Source organism: Candidatus Methylacidiphilales bacterium (genome assembly GCA_030054035.1).
Lineage (GTDB): Bacteria > Pseudomonadota > Gammaproteobacteria > JASGCS01 > JASGCS01 > JASGCS01.
Genome location: JASGCS010000008.1, coordinates 34,801 through 54,070 on the forward strand (window position 1 = coordinate 34,801; position 19,270 = coordinate 54,070).

Here is a 19,270-nt window from a genome sequence, read left to right on the forward strand (position 1 = left end):
GTCTTACCCCCAAGCATAAAGCGAAGGTACGATACCTCTGCTCTTGAAACAATTTGAGATACATCGCTATACAAGTTGTTACCAACTACTAATTCATAGTCTGATACCCATTTCGATTCCCGTGCTGAATCAAAATTGCCTATTTTAGTTTGCCCAATCTCAAAACCAAAACCGCCATCATCAAACCAGCTACCTAAATAAATTTTAAGACTTCCACTGCTCGCTTCTAAATTTTTATTAGTAATTTTCGCATCAGTCAAAAATGGAATGTAAATTGAAAATCCAAAAAAGGCATCATAAATTTCCTTCTTCTGCTTTCCAGCCATTACAACTACAGAAGATTTAGTAGGTGTAGGTTTAGATGAAGATAATTGTGCTGGAAGTTCAACTTTCTCTTTTATCTCAGGTGTTGGAAGAATATCTGGCGCTTTATCTGGCACAGGTACTATCACTGTATTATTATCACCTTCAATAAATATATTATAAACATCGCCACCGACATGATGAGTGACAGTAGCCTTTTGTTTATCTATTTCTCTTGTAATTGAAACTGACCTAGAAGGTTTTCTAAATTCAGGGGGTGGGGGTGGGACTTCAGAAGTTGAAACTGGAGGAGCTACAACTGGCTCAATTACTTCAGTTATTTTTTGGGCTTCAGGAGTTTTTACAGGAGGCACGACAACTTGAGTTGAAACTTCTTCTGCTACTACTATCCCATTTATAACAATACAACCAACAACAAAGACAACAATTTTACTAATCATACTACTATCCTCATTCAAATTGTTCTTTCTCCGAGAATCGTATTAATTATATCATTAAAATCGTGCATTAAAACCAAGCTCAATACTATGAACATGTTTATAGTCAAAGCCAAGATGTGATCCTAAATCAACATAGCGATTTAAATCCACTCTAAAACTAGCATGTTCATCTATATCCATATCTAAACCAAGGCCTACTAATTTACCATCTTTCTTATCAGAGCCTGATATAGTCGTAGTAGTTCTGGTATAGCCGTAAGGGTAGTAATTGTAATAATAATTGTATGGATTATAAGTTCGCTTTGTTATTTCAACAGAATATTTAATTTTAGCTTCATACCTGCCTAACGAGGCATATAATCGAATGCCATCTTCAGTCTTACCCCCAAGCATAAAGCGAAGGTACGATACCTCTGCTCTTGAAACAATTTTAGTTACATCGCTAAACAATTTGTTACCAACTACTATCTCATGGTCTGGTTCCCATTCCAATTCCCATGCTGAATCAAAATTGCCTATCTTAGTTTGCCCAATTTCAAAACCAAAACCACCATCATCAAACCAGCTACCTAAATAAATTTTTAAATTTCCAGTAGTCGCAATATTATCTCTTATTTGATTATTAGATTTCTCAGAAGTCAAAAATGGAATGTAAATTGAAAATCCAAAAAAGGCATCATAAATTTCCTTCTTCTGCTTTCCAGCCATTACAACTACAGAAGATTTAGTAGGTGTAGGTTTAGATGAAGATAATTGTGCTGGAAGTTCAACTTTCTCTTTTATCTCAGGTGTTGGAAGAATATCTGGCGCTTTATCTGGCACAGGTACTATCACTGTATTATTATCACCTTCAATAAATATATTATAAACATCGCCACCGACATGATGAGTGACAGTAGCCTTTTGTTTATCTATTTCTCTTGTAATTGAAACTGACCTAGAAGGTTTTCTAAATTCAGGGGGTGGGGGTGGGACTTCAGAAGTTGAAACTGGAGGAGCTACAACTGGCTCAATTACTTCAGTTATTTTTTGGGCTTCAGGAGTTTTTACAGGAGGCACGACAACTTGAGTTGAAACTTCTTCTGCTACTACTATCCCATTTATAACAATACAACCAACAACAAAGACAACAATTTTACTAATCATACTACTATCCTCATTCAAATTGTTCTTTCTCCGAGAATCATATTAATTATATCATTAAAAACAATCATTTAAATTGACATTTCCCCATAAATTTGCAATTAAAACTCAACTGGTTACAATTTGTAACCAGTTCGTGATACCAGTTACTGACAGAAATTTACTAGCAATAGTAGTAGATATAGGTAGCAATATCAGCCTTTATTATCTTGCAGTAAAGAAAGCCAACTGCTTTAGTTAAATGCAGTTTATAATTCTCTAAATCTGAACTTACAGGAATATTAATTGCTTCATTGATAGGATCAATCTCATTTTAATCTGTAATATTTGTTAATTTACTACTACTAGCAATCAATCTATATTCTGGTCTCTCTTCCTCTAATATTTGATTTAAGTTTTCAGTAAGATCAGTATAATTATTCGATTTACTTTCGTCGCCACTCTTTGGTTTTTCTTAATTTTTTTCAAATTTAACCATTGAAGTTAGGTGGCATCAAGGAGATTTTGGTCAATGCCGTATAGGGCACATACTTTTTCATCAAGTAGTCGCTCAACTTGAATCAAGGCACTCTCTGCTTCTGGCTCTGAGATCACTTTATCAAACTGATCGCATTTAATTTTATATGCTTTATCATAAATCTGAATGAACTCTCTATGCTGTTCTGGGGTAGGAATAACTATAGGTACTAATCTAGCGTCATTAATTTGAAAGGTCTGTGTGTTACATATAAAGTAAGAGATATATTTATTAATAAAACTGGAGTTTAGTATGCAAATAATAAATTTGTCTGAAACGGTTTTTATAGTACTTGAAAGGCTCATACTTTTCACATCATGTACACTTATTGATTTAATTCTTGCTTTTACATTAAGGGTGTGTATATCGCTCCAGCAAAATCCTTCTTTAAAATAGAAATGTGAATTTTGAAACCTTGGCATACCAATGTCTTTCTTTCCAGTATTATCTTTTAACCACTTTACATTTTCATATGACCAATCTATATAGTATGGGGTTCTGAGATACCATCTATTGCCGTCCTTATCGCCTTTCTCATAGGGAACAAATGTTGGGCCTCTTTTAATGCCTTCTAATTTTTCTGTTTCAGTTATTTTATTTACATCTTTAACCTCAGATTTATCTACAATTCTATAAAGAAATCCTCGGCTTAGTATATCTCTATCGTATTTATTTTTTAATGCATCAATTATATCTCTTATTTCATATTCGGTTAGTGTATCTAATGCAGATTGAATTTTTTCTTCATTGGTGCCGTATGTTTTAATATTATTATCAATTAGAAATTTTGTCAGCTTTTTTATTCTTTTTGTTGATGTGGTAGTGGCTTCTTTTGTTGATTGTAACACTCCTACAAATTTACCATTATTAGCAGTAGCTAGTCCTTGGCCTCCTTGAGTTATCAACCCCATGAGTGTTATATCACCAGGTAAGAGTTCTTTTCCATATTTGTCAAGGTATGATTTATTATTCTTTATTTTAGTTGCTGTACCCATTATGTTTTGGTGGGTAAGCAGTAATTTTTTTATCGGTTGATTATATCTATCATAAATTAACATGCTTAAAGGTGTTGGTTTGAAAATGACATTGTTAGTTGCATTACAGTAAGTCTTTTGTAAGATGGTTGTTTCAATTGGTGTTGTTACATCATTGTTTTTTAGGGTGAGATACTTAATAGTATTTGAATTTGGAGGAGTTTTCTGAAGAATAACAACACTGGTAGAGACTAATACCTTATCAAAAGGGTTTTCAGTATCAAATAAGATCAGAATCTTATTTTTTAAAAGCTCCTCTCTTAAGTTTGTTTTAGTTACGGTTGAGTAATAAGTATTACTTGTAATGTAGGCCACGATGCCTTCTTTTTTGCATAGTTCTATTCCCTTAAAGAAGAAGTGGGAGTACAAATCATCGCTATAATTATAGTATTTTTTTAATTGCTTTTTGTATTCTTCACTTATTCCTTTAGTTGATACATATGGTGGATTGCTTATTACTATATCAAACTCTTTTATTCCTCCAAACATTAACTCTGAGTTAAAAAATAGCGCTTGGGAGTCTGGAGTAAATGGTCGGTAAGATGATAGGCTGTGTTGAACAGATTTTGTGTCTTGTTCAGGAAGTTTAGATATCAGTTTTTCATAATCATCTTGAATTTTTTGTTTTTGTTTTTTATCACTTGGTTTAAAATAAGCCTTGATTAGTTCTGATATATCTTTGAATAGTGTTCTATGTTCAAAGAAGCTAGTATCTGTATCTAGTTTCATTAGTGAGTCTGCACAAATAAATTTAAAGTCTAGGTTAGGAAGTTCGTCAATGCCACTATTTGACAAGCTTGGTTTTAGGGTGGCATCTACGATGAGGGTGAGCCACGCTCTAAGTCTGGCTATTTCAACAGCCATAGGCTCTATATCTACTCCATAGATATTATTTTTTATGATTTTTAGCTTTGTTTTATACCGATCTTTAGTGCCTAGTTTATCATCATCAGAATCAAGTTGTTCGTAATAGGCGATGAGTTTGAGGAGCATGCTGATGGGGAATGCTCCAGAGCCGCAGGCAGGATCAATAATTTTAATATTATCTAATGATTCTTGAACTTTGTATTTAAGATGCTGGAAGTTGCTATTATTGGTGGTTTGGTTTTTGTTGTTGGTAGCTTCTAAAACTTGATCTATGAATTCTCTGATATTAGGTTCGTTTTTATGTTCATTGATTAAATATGCTTGGAGGCTTTCTTTGCACATGTACTCTACGATTTCTTTGGTAGTATAGTATGCTCCTTTTGATTTTCGCTCAGATTTACCTGAATCGGTCAGTTCTTGGCTGAGAAGCTCTTCAAATATCTTGCCGAGCATTTCTGGATCTATAGCGATTTGTTGGTAGTCTTGGGTGCTTTCATCAGTGGTGAAATTGTAGCTAGTTAGTGTTTTAATCAGTTTCTTGAAATAGTCTATTGGAAAGATATGAATTTTAGTGTGATATTTTTTATTAATTATTTCTTTGTCAGTTTCTTTTAGTTCAAACAATCCTCCATTAAGGTATGGTGTCTCCAAGTCTGCGTCTATTTCTAGACCTCTTTCTTCTTGGGGAGTGTTTAAAGTTTGGAAGAATAGTTTATGGAGTTTTTGTTTGTAGTAGTCAGTGGAGTTTAAAGTTTCAACTTCAAAATAATTTTGTTTTGGAGAAATCAGTTCTTTTTTCTTTAGGAACCAGCAAAATAACATTCTGCCAATTAGTCTATTTACAAAGCGAGGTCTGTCAGTATTTTCAAATATATCGTTTTTATTAAAGTGTGAAATTAACTCAACAAAATATTTATGGATATCAGAATAGAATTCTTCGTTTAGAGGTTGAATACTAAATGAGTTCCAGAGGAGCTCGTGTAGTTCTTTTTTTGTTTTGAGCGTAGATGCTCGGTGCCAATGCTCAAATATTTTCTGCTGTGTATTAGATAATATATTTTGTAACTCAAGCACTCTCAACTTGTAATTGTTGGATAATACTATTGAAACTGATTCCAGATTAGGCGCGATGATTATATCTATTCCAATTTTATAGCTTGCATACATAGGCTCATCTTCAAAATTAGAGTTAAGGGTTGTGATATTTTTAATATTCCGCTTAGTTGGTTTGTGTAGCCAAAATAGATGCGCTTCAAAATTATCATTAAGATTTTTATTATTACTAAACTCAATCTCATAGCTCGCAAATCTATCACCAAATCCATGGGCTAGCTTTAGCAATCTATCAATCTTGCCGCCAAAATCTACTTGCGTAATAGTTACCTGAGTTGCGCCAAGTAGAGACAATACCGACTCAACAACTTGTCTGGCATTAGGAAACGAAGGGTGTGTTTTTAGTAATTTTAATGCGCTATTTAGACCATCAAAGGATGGCGAAGTGCTATGAGTTTTTAGCTGCATAATAGATCACTACTTCTGCTTTGTCTGGCTTTATCACAGAAATCTCAGAGTCATTTAAATTTTTAGCGATAGTAATTAATGAATTAATATATTTGGTATTATTCTTTTGTTGTTTTTCATTTTGTATGATGGCTCTTACTAGACTGTCAATTTCTTTTTTTTCAATATGGTTAGTAGTTACAAATGCTTGCTGTACCATTTGTATAGTCTCAGGGCTATGATGATATTTATTATATAAGATATCAATCACTTCTTTTTTAGTGCCTTTAGCATGGGAAGGATTTTTTACCTTATTCTCATAATACTCTGGATTACTTGCTTGATTTTTGATTGCCCTTTTATCAAGTGTTATTTTATCGCTTTCTTTTCTATTGTTTTCAGGATTAGTTTTGATTAATTGCAATGCGTCAAGCAATGGTAAAAAGCTAATCGTAGAATCGTTTGTTGCGTCATTGGGGTTAATAGCAATAAACTGTGGTATCTGAAGAATGTTATCTTTGTAGAGTCGCGCTAATACAACGACCTCATGGTCATGCGAGAGATGGGTGGGTAATTTTGCCCATTTACCATCTGCAATCCCAAATATTTTCTTTTTATATTCTTCTGTTATGGATGGATCATTATAAAACTTCTTTAAGTCAAGGATATAATCATCTTCTACAGACATAAAATCGCCAGTCTCTTCTAATTGTTCAAACGCTCCCTTTCTGACTTTTTCGTTATCGCTGTAGAGTTCTTTTAGGCTTTCTATATATTCAATTGGGTTGGCTACTTCGCCAAGCACTGATTGATCATTTCCGATGGTGTTATTGATCATGCTAATCTTGCCTTCTAATCTTTTAACAAGCTGTAAATAATACTCTAATTTTGTTTGGGGACTCATATTATAGATAAACACCTCATTAAAAGGTGATCCAAGTCTGTTGATTCTTCCATTTCTTTGAATCATTCTGACTGGATTCCAATGTAAATCATAATTGATAATAACTCCACAATCTTGAAGATTGTGTCCTTCAGCTAATACATCTGTTGTGAAGAGAAATTGGAGTTCTTGTTGATCGGCTTTAAATTGGTATTTTTTAGAGTTAGGTGAGAATAACGATGCGTAATGGTTGGCTTTACTTCTATTGGCTGAGGTAATAAAAGCGGCTTGATCTGGCTTTAAAAAAGATTTGCTTAGCTCTGTTTCTAGGTACTGAACGGTGTCGGCAAAATAAGAAAAAACTAAAACTTTATTATTTCCTTCGGGCTTATCTGTACTGATACGTGTTAGTAGCTTCTTCAACTCATTAAGCTTAGCGTCGTTGTTATTAAAGAATTGTAGTTGCAGTCTAATGATTCTAATAAGTTCGTATTCTTTTTCTATATCTGCTAGAAGTGCCGGAATATTAAATTGGTTTACGTCAATAGTAGCTAGAACCTTGAGTTGTTTTTCAGAAAGGGTGTCTTCAATTTCTTCTAATATCTCATCTTCATCATCTCGTAGTGCTTCTTTATAATTCTCATCGTCCTCAATACCCTCTATGATATTATTTTTAATGCCATTATGAAACATTTTTAATTTTTTCTCATATTTATCTATAGATTTAGAAATTGCAAATGCCGATGATTCCATTCTTTTTAGAAACATAGTTCTGAATATTCCGTAAATACCTCGTTGTTGCTGAAGCTCTCTGCTCTTATCACCCGGTAATGCAAGCTCCGCTATCTGCTCGGGAGATTTGCCGTAGTATTCATTGTAATAAATTCTCCAGCGATAGGGGACGAAGCCTAGTAATAGAATTAGTTGATAGACAAAATAAATGGGTGATTCGTTTTGCAATTCACTCTCACTGATCTGATTGGGAACTAGTTCTAGCTGATCAAGCGGATGTTTTAAGTTATCACAATATTCAATTATCTCTTCTGGGTTTTTAGAATATAGAAACTTCAAATCAAACTTCTCACTGGAAAGTGAGAGCAGCTTCTTTAATAGCTCATGTGATAACTGGTATGGATGGTTCTTTGGGGTAGATTCAGGAAAGCCAACATCTTTTCCATTTATTTTTAACTTTCCATATTCTCGGATAATTCCTTGTCTGGTTCTTCTAACTACGACACTTCTTATAATCGGGCCAATCACTTTTCTAATTTCTTGATAGTCAATAGGTTTATTCATTGAGATATTTTTTTTAAGCTTTTTTTCCAGCTCTTCTATTACTTTTACAAAATCCTTGGTGGTTGTTTTACCAGTCTTTGAATTTTGAACATGGACTTTCAGAAGGTCCCCATACCCTCTGGTACCAAGTAAAAATTGATTTGAAATATCTTTTAGTTCATTATTAATCGGAGTTGCGGTTAGCAACATGACATGAGCATTGGGATTTTGTTTAATCCATTGCAATAATTTCAAGTATCGCTCTCCCCCTGTTCTTCTTAGATTATGCGACTCATCGATAACAAACAAACTAACTGAAGCTATAGCATCTAGTTGCATTTCTTCTTGGATGGCATTTGAGTTTTGTAAAACAATAGGTGTGAGTTCTATATTATTTGACAATAGTTCATACTTCCATTGTTCTTTAATAGACTTTGGACAAATAACTACAACTCGCTTTCTCCCTTCTTTGCTATTTCTGTATTGCTGAATTACCCCAATTGCTGTAATGGTCTTACCAAGCCCAACGGAATCAGCAAGCATGGCAACTTTATATTTATTAAGTTTTTTTATTAAATGTTGAACATTTATATTTTGAAAAGCTAATAAATCTATCCCTGTTGCAAAATTAAATTGTAGTGGCGCTCCTTCTATTTCATCACTATATAATTCATACAGGGTACGAATGTAGGTTTCATACGGGCTAAAGAGCATATCACCAACTGGGGACTCTTCTAGCAATTGTTTAAATTTACCATCCCAACTAACAGATCTAGAATCATTCCACATCTCTTCAAACCAATACAAATGTCCTGGGGGGTCGGTTTCACTTTGTGGTCTAAATTTAATTATCTGGGTTTGATCTTCGGCATTGTTAAGCTCAATATTAGAATGCAAGCCATTGTAAGTAAAATTAGAAGAGCCAATAATGCCGATTGGTCTTTCATCTTTGGCATTACCAAGAATATAACATTTAGCATGCATGAAGCTCTCTCTGAATAGTTTCACTTCAAGAACGCCAGCGTCAATCATATTTTTAATGTCAGTAATTAGTTTTTTATATTTAGGATCATGCTCAAGCATAGATAAGTCTTTAAAAATATCAATTTCAGGATATGGCTGTGAGTATTCATCTTTAGATTTATAGCGAGGACTTACTGGTTCTTGTCCGATGAGTAATCTGATTTTTTTATAACTGGATATTGCATCTATGACGGAATGCATACCGGGCAAATCCCAGTATCCTGTAGCAATAGATAAATCTTTGAAACTTCCAGCATGCTTGTTAAGAAAATCAACAAGTCGCAAGCGCTTATTATCAATTATTTTATTACCCATATAGCCTATTATCAAGCATAGTGAGTATATTTTATGTTAGAAACTCAATTTCACTTACAATATCAGAATTGCTCACACTTTAGAATAATTGCTCACCGAACATAGCTCAAGGTTACAACATTGCTATAGATATTAGTGGTGGTGGTATCAGGATAGTTACAATACACGCGAACTCTAATAAATACTCGTGTTGGAATAATATTATTATTTAATCCTTTATAAGAACTAAGTGAGGTTTGCATACTCGTGTCACTTGTTCTAAAATTCCAAGAGGTTCCGTTTAGTGAATATTGCCATTTATTTGAAACCGTTGCATAACTAGGACAACTAGCTTGAAAAGTAAAACTATCTGATAGGTTTATCAAGGACGAAGTTGTCCTAGAAGTAGGTTGACTAGTTATGGTAGGTAGTATTGTATAAGAAGGAGTAACTGCGAGGTTAGAAACCAAGCTTATAGTCGTAGTTGGCAATTTTCCACTCTCAGTAGAAGTAACCACCACACGGTAATAGATGACTCCAAGTGCCGATGTGCTTGGAGAGAATGTACTCGTCGTTGCGCCAGTAATTGAAGTGAATGATCCATTACTACTTGATGCGGTTTGCCATTGATATGTTATCGTACTTGAAGGAATGGAACTGACGATTACCTGTAATGGGGTAACGAGAGCGCCAAACTGATAACTAGCACTTACTGGTTGAGTAGTAATTGTCGCGGCTGCTGAGTTTTGTTGATTGATAGTAATTGTCGCCACCGCACTTGTAATAGTACTTGAATTATAGCCAATTGCCGATATGGTGATTAGTGCCCGATAGTAGACTACTCCTGCACTAGTAGTAACAGGGATAAAGTTACTACTATTTGCTCCTGAAATATTTGTAAACGGTCCAGTTACTGTTGTTGCTGATTGCCACTGATACTGCTTTGTGTGAGCTATGCTAGATGGAATAGAGGTATCATTTACTACTACTTGTAATGAATTGGCAATCTGATTTAAATTGTAAGTTCCGCTTAACGGCTGACTTGAAATTACCACTGACGGTAATGAACTTGGAATAATGGTAATAATTGCGACATTACTCGTTGATTGATACACATCACTTAGACCAGAATCAGGGTCAGAGTTAATTCTACTGGTAATGATTACTCTATAGTACATACTACCAATGTTAACCAGTGAAGGGAAATAAGTATCACTGGTTGCGCCAGGTATATCATTAAAAATCCCATTTGCAGTAGTTGCAGACTGCCATTGGTAAAAAAGTGGAGATTGATTAGTTGTATCTGCAGCAACCGAAAGTTGGTTTATAGTTGAAATTTGTTCAGTTGTATAAGTAGCACTCTGTGGTTGTGAGCGTATTGTTGGGGTAAAATCATTGATAGATTGATTGTTCACTGATGCAACATTGCTATAACTGCTCGTTACTTCATCTCCTGCTCTATTTCTCGCAATTACCTTTACTCTATAGTATGTTGTTCCAATATTTTCAGTTGGCAAATAGTAATTACTTGAAGTCATGCCAAGTATATCAGTATACTCACCGTTACTAGAGGAAGATTTCTGCCATTGATATCCAATGGAGTAACTAGTATTAGTTGAATACGCGACACAAGAAAGCGCTCCAGAATAATTAGATAGATACGATGCGCTTATCGGATGAAGGACAATATTAATTATTGAATTAAGATTATCGCTTGATTGAACTGTAAAGTCATCAACGACATAGGTTCCAGTCCCATTTTCAGCTGTAATACTCAATGAATCTAATGTGAGTGATGCAGAAGCGCTCGAAACAGTATTTGTACTAAACAAAATATCATTAATATAGGATTGTAATACCTTTGTATTTAGATTGAGAACCATTTTAAGCGTGTACCAAGTATTGACAGCATAGGTAGAAAGCGTTTGAGTAACAGTGTCGTTGTAAACTAATTTAATACCTTGAGAGCTATTTGATAACCCTAAACTTGCAACTTTAAATGTGTTAGTCGCATAGGTGGTGTCGCGAGCAACTATGTTTAAATTAAGTGCTCCAGTGCTTTGTAGCGCCTTTACTCTTGCAGAAAAGGTAACTGTGCCACTTGAATATCCATTGAGTGAGACGCCTACTCTTTGTCTAGCTGCACTTGAAGTTCCAGTATCACTAATTTGTAATTTTTGGTTTCCGGTACCTGCATCTACGATAGAAAGGCTTCCAGTTGATGGCGAAGCATTATAAAAATAAAAATTGATAGGGAAATAGTCTCTGCTTGCACTTTGCGACAATGTAGGAGAGTAGGCTTCAAAGTTCTGTACATACGAGCTACTGGTATCTCGATTCAAGGCAAAACCTGAATTTTGAGTAAACCGTCTGTAAACACTAGGAGGTACTAGTGCGAGAGTGCTCTGATAATCAAATTGAGATCCTCCGATATAGGTATTTTGTAATGCGTTTCTTATTCCCCCAAATGCAGTTAAAGAAAGTCCAGCATTTTCTCTAACATAACTCTCAACACTGGATACAGAATTAGCTGGTGCAAGAGATTGATAATTAAACACGCCGTTGTAGGTCATAGGAGTAAAGGTAAATTCATTATTTAAGTGCACATTCTTGGTGACATTACTAAAAACATTTTTATCTAAAACATACCCCGAAGTATAGTTATCTAAGTAAACTCCATTACTTCCCTTACCACTTCCAGATGGAAAAATAGTGGTGGCATTAATATCAGTTATGTAATTTTCCGATATAATTGAGTTGGGGCTATTATTTTTAGTATGAATCCCTCCGCTATCAGAGGTGTCATAAGCAGCTCGTGAAATTTTATTTCTAGTAATAAATACCTGTTGTAAATTGGTATTGGGAGAAGAATAATTGAGCCATCCAGTATGAATCGCTAGATTGGGCACGGTATCAATTTCATTATTTTGGATAGTTATATTTTTTGGCAAAGTCGCAAAAATTGCACTTCCTGAAATATACTGCGTACCTATATCATAAAAATAATTACCATAAATAAATGTATTTTCTACTACCCGATTGGTATCTAAAAATGGCTCCTGTTGGGTGTCTATTAGCATACCAGTGTTTGCCACTCTTGTAAACACATTTCCAATGATTTTAATTCCATAGGTAGAATGTTCTATGTTTATCCCATTACCACCAGTGTCCTCAATTCTATTTCTAATAAAACTTACAAATGATGCATTTTGTATCGTAATTGCTGCTGGAACAATTGAGCTTATCGGTTTCCCAGTTGAGTTGAGTCGTTGATTCGCAGTGGTGTATAAACCACCTTGTCTTTCAATTAGCCCTTGTGAGAATGGATATGGCCAAGAAGACTGTGTAAATTTTAAACCACCAATATACACATGGCAACTTGAACCAGTGGATCCGTTTGCAGGATTAGTGTAATTTTCAGAGGTAATAGCTAGTATCGTGGGAAGTCTAGGTACACTGAGAGTACTATTTGCTATGGTTTCTCCGTTTCTCGGTCTATAAAATAGTTGGTGGGTGTTGGCATTAAAATAAAACTCGCCCGGTGCATCTAACAATGAATAGGCATTTTCCAAATAAAATGGTAATCTGCCCTGTGTGCTACCTTCAATAGAGTTTGGTCCAAATTGAATAGTGGCTGCCGCAGAGTCCACAACTACCCCATTACTTGATTGACTGACAACTATATACCGAGTTCCGTAATAGGTGTGCTTAACAACAACAGAAGCGCCTATTAAATTTGAGAACGAATTTGCATTTGCAGATAATAAAATTTTATTTTCGCTGTTAATAAATCCTTGTAATGTATCAGTATTACCATTAACATCAATATTTGGATAGCGGGCCAGTACTGCTCGTTTTCCATTTACAAACAATTCATCAATCCTAGTAACTGTATCAGGTACAGTATAAACAAATACTCCGTTAACATTTTGTGTTCCAGTATAATTTCTAATTTCGCCACCATTTAATTCTGGAATTTCATTTTCTTTATTAATAAAATATAGATGCTGATCTCCACTACATTCATTTTGATTTATGACAATGGTGTCAGCAATTGAGTATCGGCCACCTGCTAATTCAATAATAATATCTCGGTAATTTGGGTTATTTCTATAATCTTGAGCAATGGTTAATGCTCGTTGAGGGGTAGCCACAGAGGAAGTTGCAGTTAAGCCATTATTTCTATCATCACCATTAGGATTAACATAGATAGTTATTCCCTGTGTCACATTAGAGGCTGTAGACCATGCTCCGTATGGAACTAAACTAAAAATAAATAAAGCAATAAGAAAATTTCTGAGGTTGATGCCAAGCATAAATAATCCTAAGTTAAAATTGACCGTAACATTATACATGAATACTGAAGGAGTCCAAATTATGGGAAAGATCATTTTTTATACGACAGCTGCCTTACCAATATAAACTTGATGAGAGAGCCTATAGCAAGTGAAATGATGAATGCAAATGATAGAGCAATAAATGCAATTGGAATATAGTGTCGTAGCGATTGATATGCTTCGTTATTGATGATGGTATTTAAGAATAGCAAGCAGACAAAAATTAATGGGGAGATAAGCAGTGCGTATTTTCTTGGTTTTCTAGTTCTGAAGGTAATCATGCGATTGGCGAGTGCTGAAAAAATACCTCCCACGATGTACCCTACTATTTTTGCTAAGTGAATTGAAACGTTGTAGTGCCAATACAACCAGAGATACACTATGAAATCAAGAGACACAGAGAAAATTCCTACAATCACAAACATTCTAAACTCTCGTTTAAGAACTGCTAGCGACATACAGTTGTTCTATGTTATTTCCAGAGGGTAAAGACTACTGCAGCTACAGTCATGACAATCAATTGAAATGATGCGTCTATGAGGATTTTTTTAAATTTATCACTGTTGCTTTGTGTGCTCCAGATAGTACCACCAATTTGGGTGGGGGCTACAAATCCGACAAACAGTATCAGAGCAACGCAAATCCCTTCTGAGACCGTGAGCGCTCCAGCATGTTGAATTGCATAGGCTAAAAATATATTGGTGATAATAGTTATAGCGATTTGAGTTGCATAGACTGGCCCCATACGCTTGGCAATCTCTTGTTGCTGTTCAGCGGTAAGCTGATCCATGCCCAGGAGCTTAGCGTAAATCTTTCCTAATAATGGGCCATGCCAAAATACACCAAATGCCATCTGAAAGATGACTACAACCAAAACTGCAAGATAATTAATTGATATATCCATACTTGCTATTTTTTAATATTTTTTTCGTTTTTTATAGCTTGCTGGATCACAGCACCTTGAATATTAGTAGCTCTATCCAACAATAGCTCTTGGACGGTATGAGATTGATTCTCATGTAATTTTAATGTCGTGCTATCTTTTTTAAATTGAGCATTATATTCTTCAGGTCCTTGATATTTTTTAACTTTAATTTCTAATTCTTCAGCAGTTGGGTCTTTTTTTCTGCTTTCTTTAAGTGAATCAGGTTTAATCGCTGTAGCATCAATCTTTTTTGAGGTGGTATCTTGTGCAAAAGTAATGGTGTATCCCACTAGTGCACTACACAATACGAGTAGCGGCGTTGTTAATTTGTTAGAGTTCATATAGATAGTTACAATTGATTTTTTTCATGTTTGATTATAGCACAAGATTTAATTTTGCAATCCTTTGGGTAATGAGAAACTTACCGTTTCATTAAACCCTTGTGTAAAAGAGGCTTCCTTACCACCAAGTTTTTTAAGCATTGCGATTAGCTCTTCTACTAAATATTCTGGAGCAGAAGCACCGGCAGTAACGCCAACATGATTAACATTAGTTAACCATGTTGGATTAAAAGAATTTGCATCTTCAATCAGGTAAGAAGTAACTCCTTGTGACTTAGCTAACTCAGTTAAACGGTTGGAGTTTGAGCTTGAGCGAGAGCCAATCACTAGAATTAATCCGCTAGAATTACAAAGCTTGATTAGTTTTTTAACTGCGTCCTGTCGGTTTTGAGTGGCATAACAGATGTCCTCTTTATTGGGTGCGTGAAGTTTAGGAAAGCGCTGTTTCAATATGGTTAAGATTTCTTTCGTTTCATCTAATGATAGAGTAGTTTGAGTAACATAGGCTAGGTGGTCTGGGTTGGTAACTTGCAGATCTAGTGCGTCTTGTTTATTTTGCACGAGGTACATTTTGGTATGGGCTGAAGCTTGCCCAAGCGTACCAATTACTTCAGGATGATTGGCATGGCCGATGAGAATAATCTCCATACCCTTGCCGCTATATCGTTTTACCTCCATATGTACTTTTGTGACTAATGGACAAGTGGCGTCATAGATAGTAAGATTTCTATTTTTTGCACTTTCCTGCACTGCTTGAGAAACACCATGAGCACTAAAAATAAGAACCGCGCCTTCAGGCACTTCTTGAATGTCCTCAATAAACCGTACACCTTTATTGGTTAGACTTTGTACGACATGGGTATTGTGCACTACTTCGTGTTTGACATAAATAGGTGGGGGAAATAACGCAACTGCTTTCTCAACTACTTCTACCGCCCTCTGCACTCCAGCACAGAATCCGCGAGGGTTGGCAATATAAATCTTAAACGAATGTTCGTTAGGATTCATAGCAAAATATTATTTATGACTCGTGAGGCTATTCCAAATATAGAGTATCGCACCAATAGTGATCGCACTGTCAGCTAGGTTAAAAGTGGGATAATACCAGCTATTATAATGTACGGAGATAAAATCAAAAACTGCACCGAACCTAATTCTATCAATACTATTACCCAACGCACCTCCAACTATTAACCCTAGTGAATTTGTTTGATGGAGTGCAAATGATTTCTGTTTGATAACCTGAATAACAATTACAATAATTACTAGAACTGACACTGCTAACAAAAAATAATTGGCATAATGGGTAAAACTACTACCTAAACTAAATGAAGCTCCATAATTATAAACTTTAATAAAAGATAGATAAGGGGTAATGCCGAGATGATAAGGGCTGAAGGTCAAAACCAGATACTTGGTAAGCATATCCAACAAAAATATAATTGATGCAATTACTGAAAATCGCAAAATAATCGCTTTATTTAGATTTTTATCAGGATTCATATTTTAGAGATATTATACTATTACATAAATCATGTTCCACATTATACTTTATCAACCAGAAATACCTCCCAATACCGGTAATATAATCAGGCTCTGTGCAAATTCTGGATGTTCTCTTCACTTAATACCGCCACTTGGTTTTACTCTTGAGGACGCACAAATGAAACGAGCAGGTTTAGATCATAGTGAAAGAATTCTACCAATGACCCATGATTCATTAGAGCATTGTTTGGATTATCTTAAGCATCCACCTTGTTATGGTTTTTCAACAAAGGCAACTACTACTTTTACTAGTGTCTCATTTAAGCACGGGGACGCTTTCCTCTTCGGCTCTGAAACCAAGGGGCTGCCAGATCTCCTACTAAAACAATTTTCTCAGACATTAGTAAAAATACCTGTACTCAAACCTTCACGAAGTCTAAACTTATCTAATGCAGTTGCCATCGCTGTTTATGAAGGGCTGAGACAGTTAAACTACCCCATGAATGGGTAGGTTGTGAAACTACATTATTACTTATGAAACGGTTTAACTTTGAGAAAGTAAAATAGAATATGCCAGAACTAAAAGACTAAAAAAAGGAAAAAATATAATGAATAAAATAAAAAATAGAATTGCAATGTTACTACTTCTGAGTTTTGTTGGAGTTAGCCAGGCCGAAGATAATGCTGGTACAATTTACGGGGCAATCAATCAAGCATATCTCTCCATTGAAAACGGCAAACATAAAGTTGAAGCTGTTGGTAACAACCATGCATACTCTACTCGTATTGGCTATAAAGGTGCTTTAGGCAATATCAATTCACTTGCGGTAGGCTTTCAAATTGAAGCGGGATTGCAAACCATTAGCCTTAGAGATGTAACCTTTCTAAAAGGAGATAACTATGCTGCCTATAACGGAGGAACCACTTCTACTGCAAAAGACGGTGACGGATTAATAAATATTAGAACTCTTGAAGTAACCATTGGAGGTGAGTTTGGTATAGTAACTATCGGCCAAGGCTCCTTAGCTAACGATGGCGCTGACGAAAGCGATATTACTGGAACTAAAGATATAGTTACCTCTAAATTCATTGAATCTTGGGGTGAAAGAAATATATTCTTTGACTCAAAACTTTATGTAGATGGAAACATTGATAAACGCGGGCCAACTGTAGGTGAGATTTTTAATAACTTTGACTCTAGCCGATATGCAAGAATTAGATATGACAGTGGCACTGACGATGTTATTTTTACCGTCAGCTATTCACCTTCTAGTAATTGTAGTAATACTAGATTAGACTGCACCAATTCCAGTGAAGATACTGGCGCGTCGTCTTCCATAACAGAAATCAAACTTACAGCAAAACTCACCAATCTATTAACCACAGTAGGCTACACCGTACAGAATCCAAATAAATTAAAGAATAAAAGAAATGGGATTACCCACTTTAGTATTTCTGGAGGAGATAGTGGATTTGGGATAATGTACTCTAATTCACATCAAAATTATTTAGATCGCAAAACTGTTAACTTTCAATATTTGAAAGTTACATTTACTGAAGATGTCCATACATTTAATATTGACTATGCTCAAGTTGCAGATGTACAATTCACTGATCCGATAGACAGTAAAAAGAAATATTTACAAGGTAATTCAATTGGTGTTATGTTTGGACAATACTTAAAAGATTACAAATTAAATATTTACTATGGGTATCGTACCTTTAGCGCAACATTTAAAGGTGCGCAAGCCTTCAACGAAGTGGAAGGATACATTGTTGGTGCTCTAATAAAGTTTTAACTTATTTATGTAAAATAAGGGGATATGAGCAAATGCGCACTGATAACTGGTATAACTGGACAAGATGGAGCATACCTTGCTCAATTTCTACTTGATAAAGGCTACACTGTCCATGGAATCAAGCGCCGCACTTCACTTTTTAACACTGCAAGAATAGACCATCTCTTAGCACGAGCAGAACATGGTGAATTAAATTTTCATTTACATCATGGCGATATGACCGATTCCAGTTCGCTTATTTCAATTATGGAACGATCTCAACCAGATGAGATTTACAATTTAGCGGCCCAGAGTCATGTTGCGGTTAGTTTTGAAGAGCCAGAATATACCGCCAACTCAGACGCCTTAGGTACGCTACGAATGTTGGAGGCAATAAGAATTCTAAAGTTAGGACATACATCAAAATTTTACCAGGCCTCAACTTCCGAGCTCTACGGCATGTCGCAAGGGAAAATTTTCAACGAAGAAACTCCTTTTTATCCAAGAAGTCCTTACGGGGTAGCTAAACTGTATGCCTACTGGATCACAGTTAATTACAGGGAAGCATATCAGATCTTTGCTTGTAATGGAATTTTATTTAATCATGAATCTCCCATTCGTGGTGAGACATTTGTCACTAGAAAAATCACAAGAGGACTCACTCGGATATATTGTGGATTACAAAAAACTCTCCGACTTGGAAACCTTAATTCCAAAAGAGATTGGGGACATGCCAAAGATTATGTAGAAGCTCAATGGTTAATGCTTCAACAAGACACACCGAAAGATTATGTTATTGCTAGTGGGCAACAATTATCAGTACGGGAGTTTGCAACAAAAGTTGCGCTTTTGCTTGGAATGAAGTTAACTTGGACTGGTAAAGATGCCAATGAAAAAGGCATAGATGAAAAAGGCAATGTCATTATTGAAGTGCACCCTAGGTATTACCGACCAACAGAAGTGGAGTACTTGTTAGGGGATGCTTCAAAAGCTCATAGAGAATTAGGTTGGAAACCTAAAATCACCGTTGAAGCGCTAGTTCAAGAAATGACTAAACATGATTTGGCTCTTGCCAAACAAGAAAAGTTACTATCCACTTAAGAT

13 protein-coding genes are annotated in these 19,270 nt (G+C 35.3%); 3 read left to right on the top strand and 10 right to left on the bottom strand.

Annotated elements, in window-relative coordinates; translation table 11 throughout:
* The 10 genes from QM538_06095 to lspA form a co-directional block, all read right to left on the bottom strand.
* Positions 1-764, bottom strand: a 764-nt coding sequence (locus QM538_06095; protein MDI9348059.1) for a hypothetical protein, incomplete at its 3' end; no start/stop codon positions are given.
* 54 nt (positions 765-818) lie between these two features.
* Positions 819-1,910, bottom strand: a complete 1,092-nt coding sequence (locus tag QM538_06100; GenBank protein MDI9348060.1) for a hypothetical protein — start codon at positions 1,908-1,910, stop codon at positions 819-821.
* A 480-nt stretch (positions 1,911-2,390) separates the two neighbouring features.
* Positions 2,391-5,846 carry an Eco57I restriction-modification methylase domain-containing protein gene (locus tag QM538_06105; GenBank protein MDI9348061.1) on the bottom strand — a complete coding sequence of 1,152 codons (3,456 nt, stop codon included), beginning with the start codon at positions 5,844-5,846 and terminating at the stop codon, positions 2,391-2,393.
* The gene (locus QM538_06110; protein MDI9348062.1) at positions 5,827-9,321 is read right to left on the bottom strand and encodes a helicase-related protein; all 3,495 of its coding nucleotides are present in this window, start codon (positions 9,319-9,321) and stop codon (positions 5,827-5,829) included. The genes QM538_06105 and QM538_06110 overlap by 20 nt, the downstream gene beginning before the upstream one ends.
* A 92-nt stretch (positions 9,322-9,413) precedes the next feature.
* Positions 9,414-13,616 carry a right-handed parallel beta-helix repeat-containing protein gene (locus QM538_06115; protein ID MDI9348063.1) on the bottom strand — a complete coding sequence of 1,401 codons (4,203 nt, stop codon included), beginning with the start codon at positions 13,614-13,616 and terminating at the stop codon, positions 9,414-9,416.
* A gap of 71 nt (positions 13,617-13,687) precedes the next feature.
* The gene (locus tag QM538_06120; GenBank protein MDI9348064.1) at positions 13,688-14,095 is read right to left on the bottom strand and encodes a GtrA family protein; all 408 of its coding nucleotides are present in this window, start codon (positions 14,093-14,095) and stop codon (positions 13,688-13,690) included.
* A 14-nt stretch (positions 14,096-14,109) separates the two neighbouring features.
* A complete protein-coding gene (locus tag QM538_06125) occupies positions 14,110-14,541 on the bottom strand; it encodes a DUF1761 domain-containing protein (protein ID MDI9348065.1) in 432 nt (143 codons plus the stop codon).
* 5 nt (positions 14,542-14,546) lie between these two features.
* Entirely contained in the window at positions 14,547-14,903 is a 357-nt protein-coding gene (locus QM538_06130; GenBank protein ID MDI9348066.1) for a hypothetical protein, read from the bottom strand.
* Positions 14,904-14,951: 48 nt separating this feature from the next.
* Positions 14,952-15,911: a 4-hydroxy-3-methylbut-2-enyl diphosphate reductase gene (ispH, locus tag QM538_06135; GenBank protein ID MDI9348067.1), complete on the bottom strand. Its 960-nt coding sequence runs from the start codon at positions 15,909-15,911 to the stop codon at positions 14,952-14,954.
* Between the two features lie 9 nt (positions 15,912-15,920).
* Positions 15,921-16,406, bottom strand: coding sequence for a signal peptidase II (lspA, locus tag QM538_06140; protein MDI9348068.1), 486 nt, complete (start codon positions 16,404-16,406; stop codon positions 15,921-15,923).
* A gap of 31 nt (positions 16,407-16,437) precedes the next feature.
* On the opposite strand from lspA, the gene QM538_06145 reads away from it, so the two are divergent.
* The 3 genes from QM538_06145 (at position 16,438) to gmd (ending at position 19,267) form a co-directional block, all read left to right on the top strand.
* Positions 16,438-16,899, top strand: coding sequence for a tRNA (cytidine(34)-2'-O)-methyltransferase (locus tag QM538_06145; GenBank protein ID MDI9348069.1), 462 nt, complete (start codon positions 16,438-16,440; stop codon positions 16,897-16,899).
* 97 nt (positions 16,900-16,996) lie between these two features.
* On the top strand, positions 16,997-18,187 hold the full coding sequence (locus QM538_06150) for a hypothetical protein (protein ID MDI9348070.1): 1,191 nt from the start codon (positions 16,997-16,999) through the stop codon (positions 18,185-18,187).
* A 24-nt stretch (positions 18,188-18,211) separates the two neighbouring features.
* Positions 18,212-19,267, top strand: a complete 1,056-nt coding sequence (gene gmd, locus QM538_06155; GenBank protein ID MDI9348071.1) for a GDP-mannose 4,6-dehydratase — start codon at positions 18,212-18,214, stop codon at positions 19,265-19,267.
* Positions 19,268-19,270 lie beyond the last annotated feature (3 nt).

Coding starts and splice junctions, on each gene's coding strand:
- QM538_06100 (MDI9348060.1), bottom strand. CDS start 1,910: ATGATTAGTAAAATTGTTGTCTTTGTTGTTGGTTGTATTGTTATAAAT.
- QM538_06105 (MDI9348061.1), bottom strand. CDS start 5,846: ATGCAGCTAAAAACTCATAGCACTTCGCCATCCTTTGATGGTCTAAAT.
- QM538_06110 (MDI9348062.1), bottom strand. CDS start 9,321: ATGGGTAATAAAATAATTGATAATAAGCGCTTGCGACTTGTTGATTTT.
- QM538_06115 (MDI9348063.1), bottom strand. CDS start 13,616: ATGCTTGGCATCAACCTCAGAAATTTTCTTATTGCTTTATTTATTTTT.
- QM538_06120 (MDI9348064.1), bottom strand. CDS start 14,095: ATGTCGCTAGCAGTTCTTAAACGAGAGTTTAGAATGTTTGTGATTGTA.
- QM538_06125 (MDI9348065.1), bottom strand. CDS start 14,541: ATGGATATATCAATTAATTATCTTGCAGTTTTGGTTGTAGTCATCTTT.
- QM538_06130 (MDI9348066.1), bottom strand. CDS start 14,903: ATGAACTCTAACAAATTAACAACGCCGCTACTCGTATTGTGTAGTGCA.
- ispH (MDI9348067.1), bottom strand. CDS start 15,911: ATGAATCCTAACGAACATTCGTTTAAGATTTATATTGCCAACCCTCGC.
- lspA (MDI9348068.1), bottom strand. CDS start 16,406: ATGAATCCTGATAAAAATCTAAATAAAGCGATTATTTTGCGATTTTCA.
- QM538_06145 (MDI9348069.1), top strand. CDS start 16,438: ATGTTCCACATTATACTTTATCAACCAGAAATACCTCCCAATACCGGT.
- QM538_06150 (MDI9348070.1), top strand. CDS start 16,997: ATGAATAAAATAAAAAATAGAATTGCAATGTTACTACTTCTGAGTTTT.
- gmd (MDI9348071.1), top strand. CDS start 18,212: ATGAGCAAATGCGCACTGATAACTGGTATAACTGGACAAGATGGAGCA.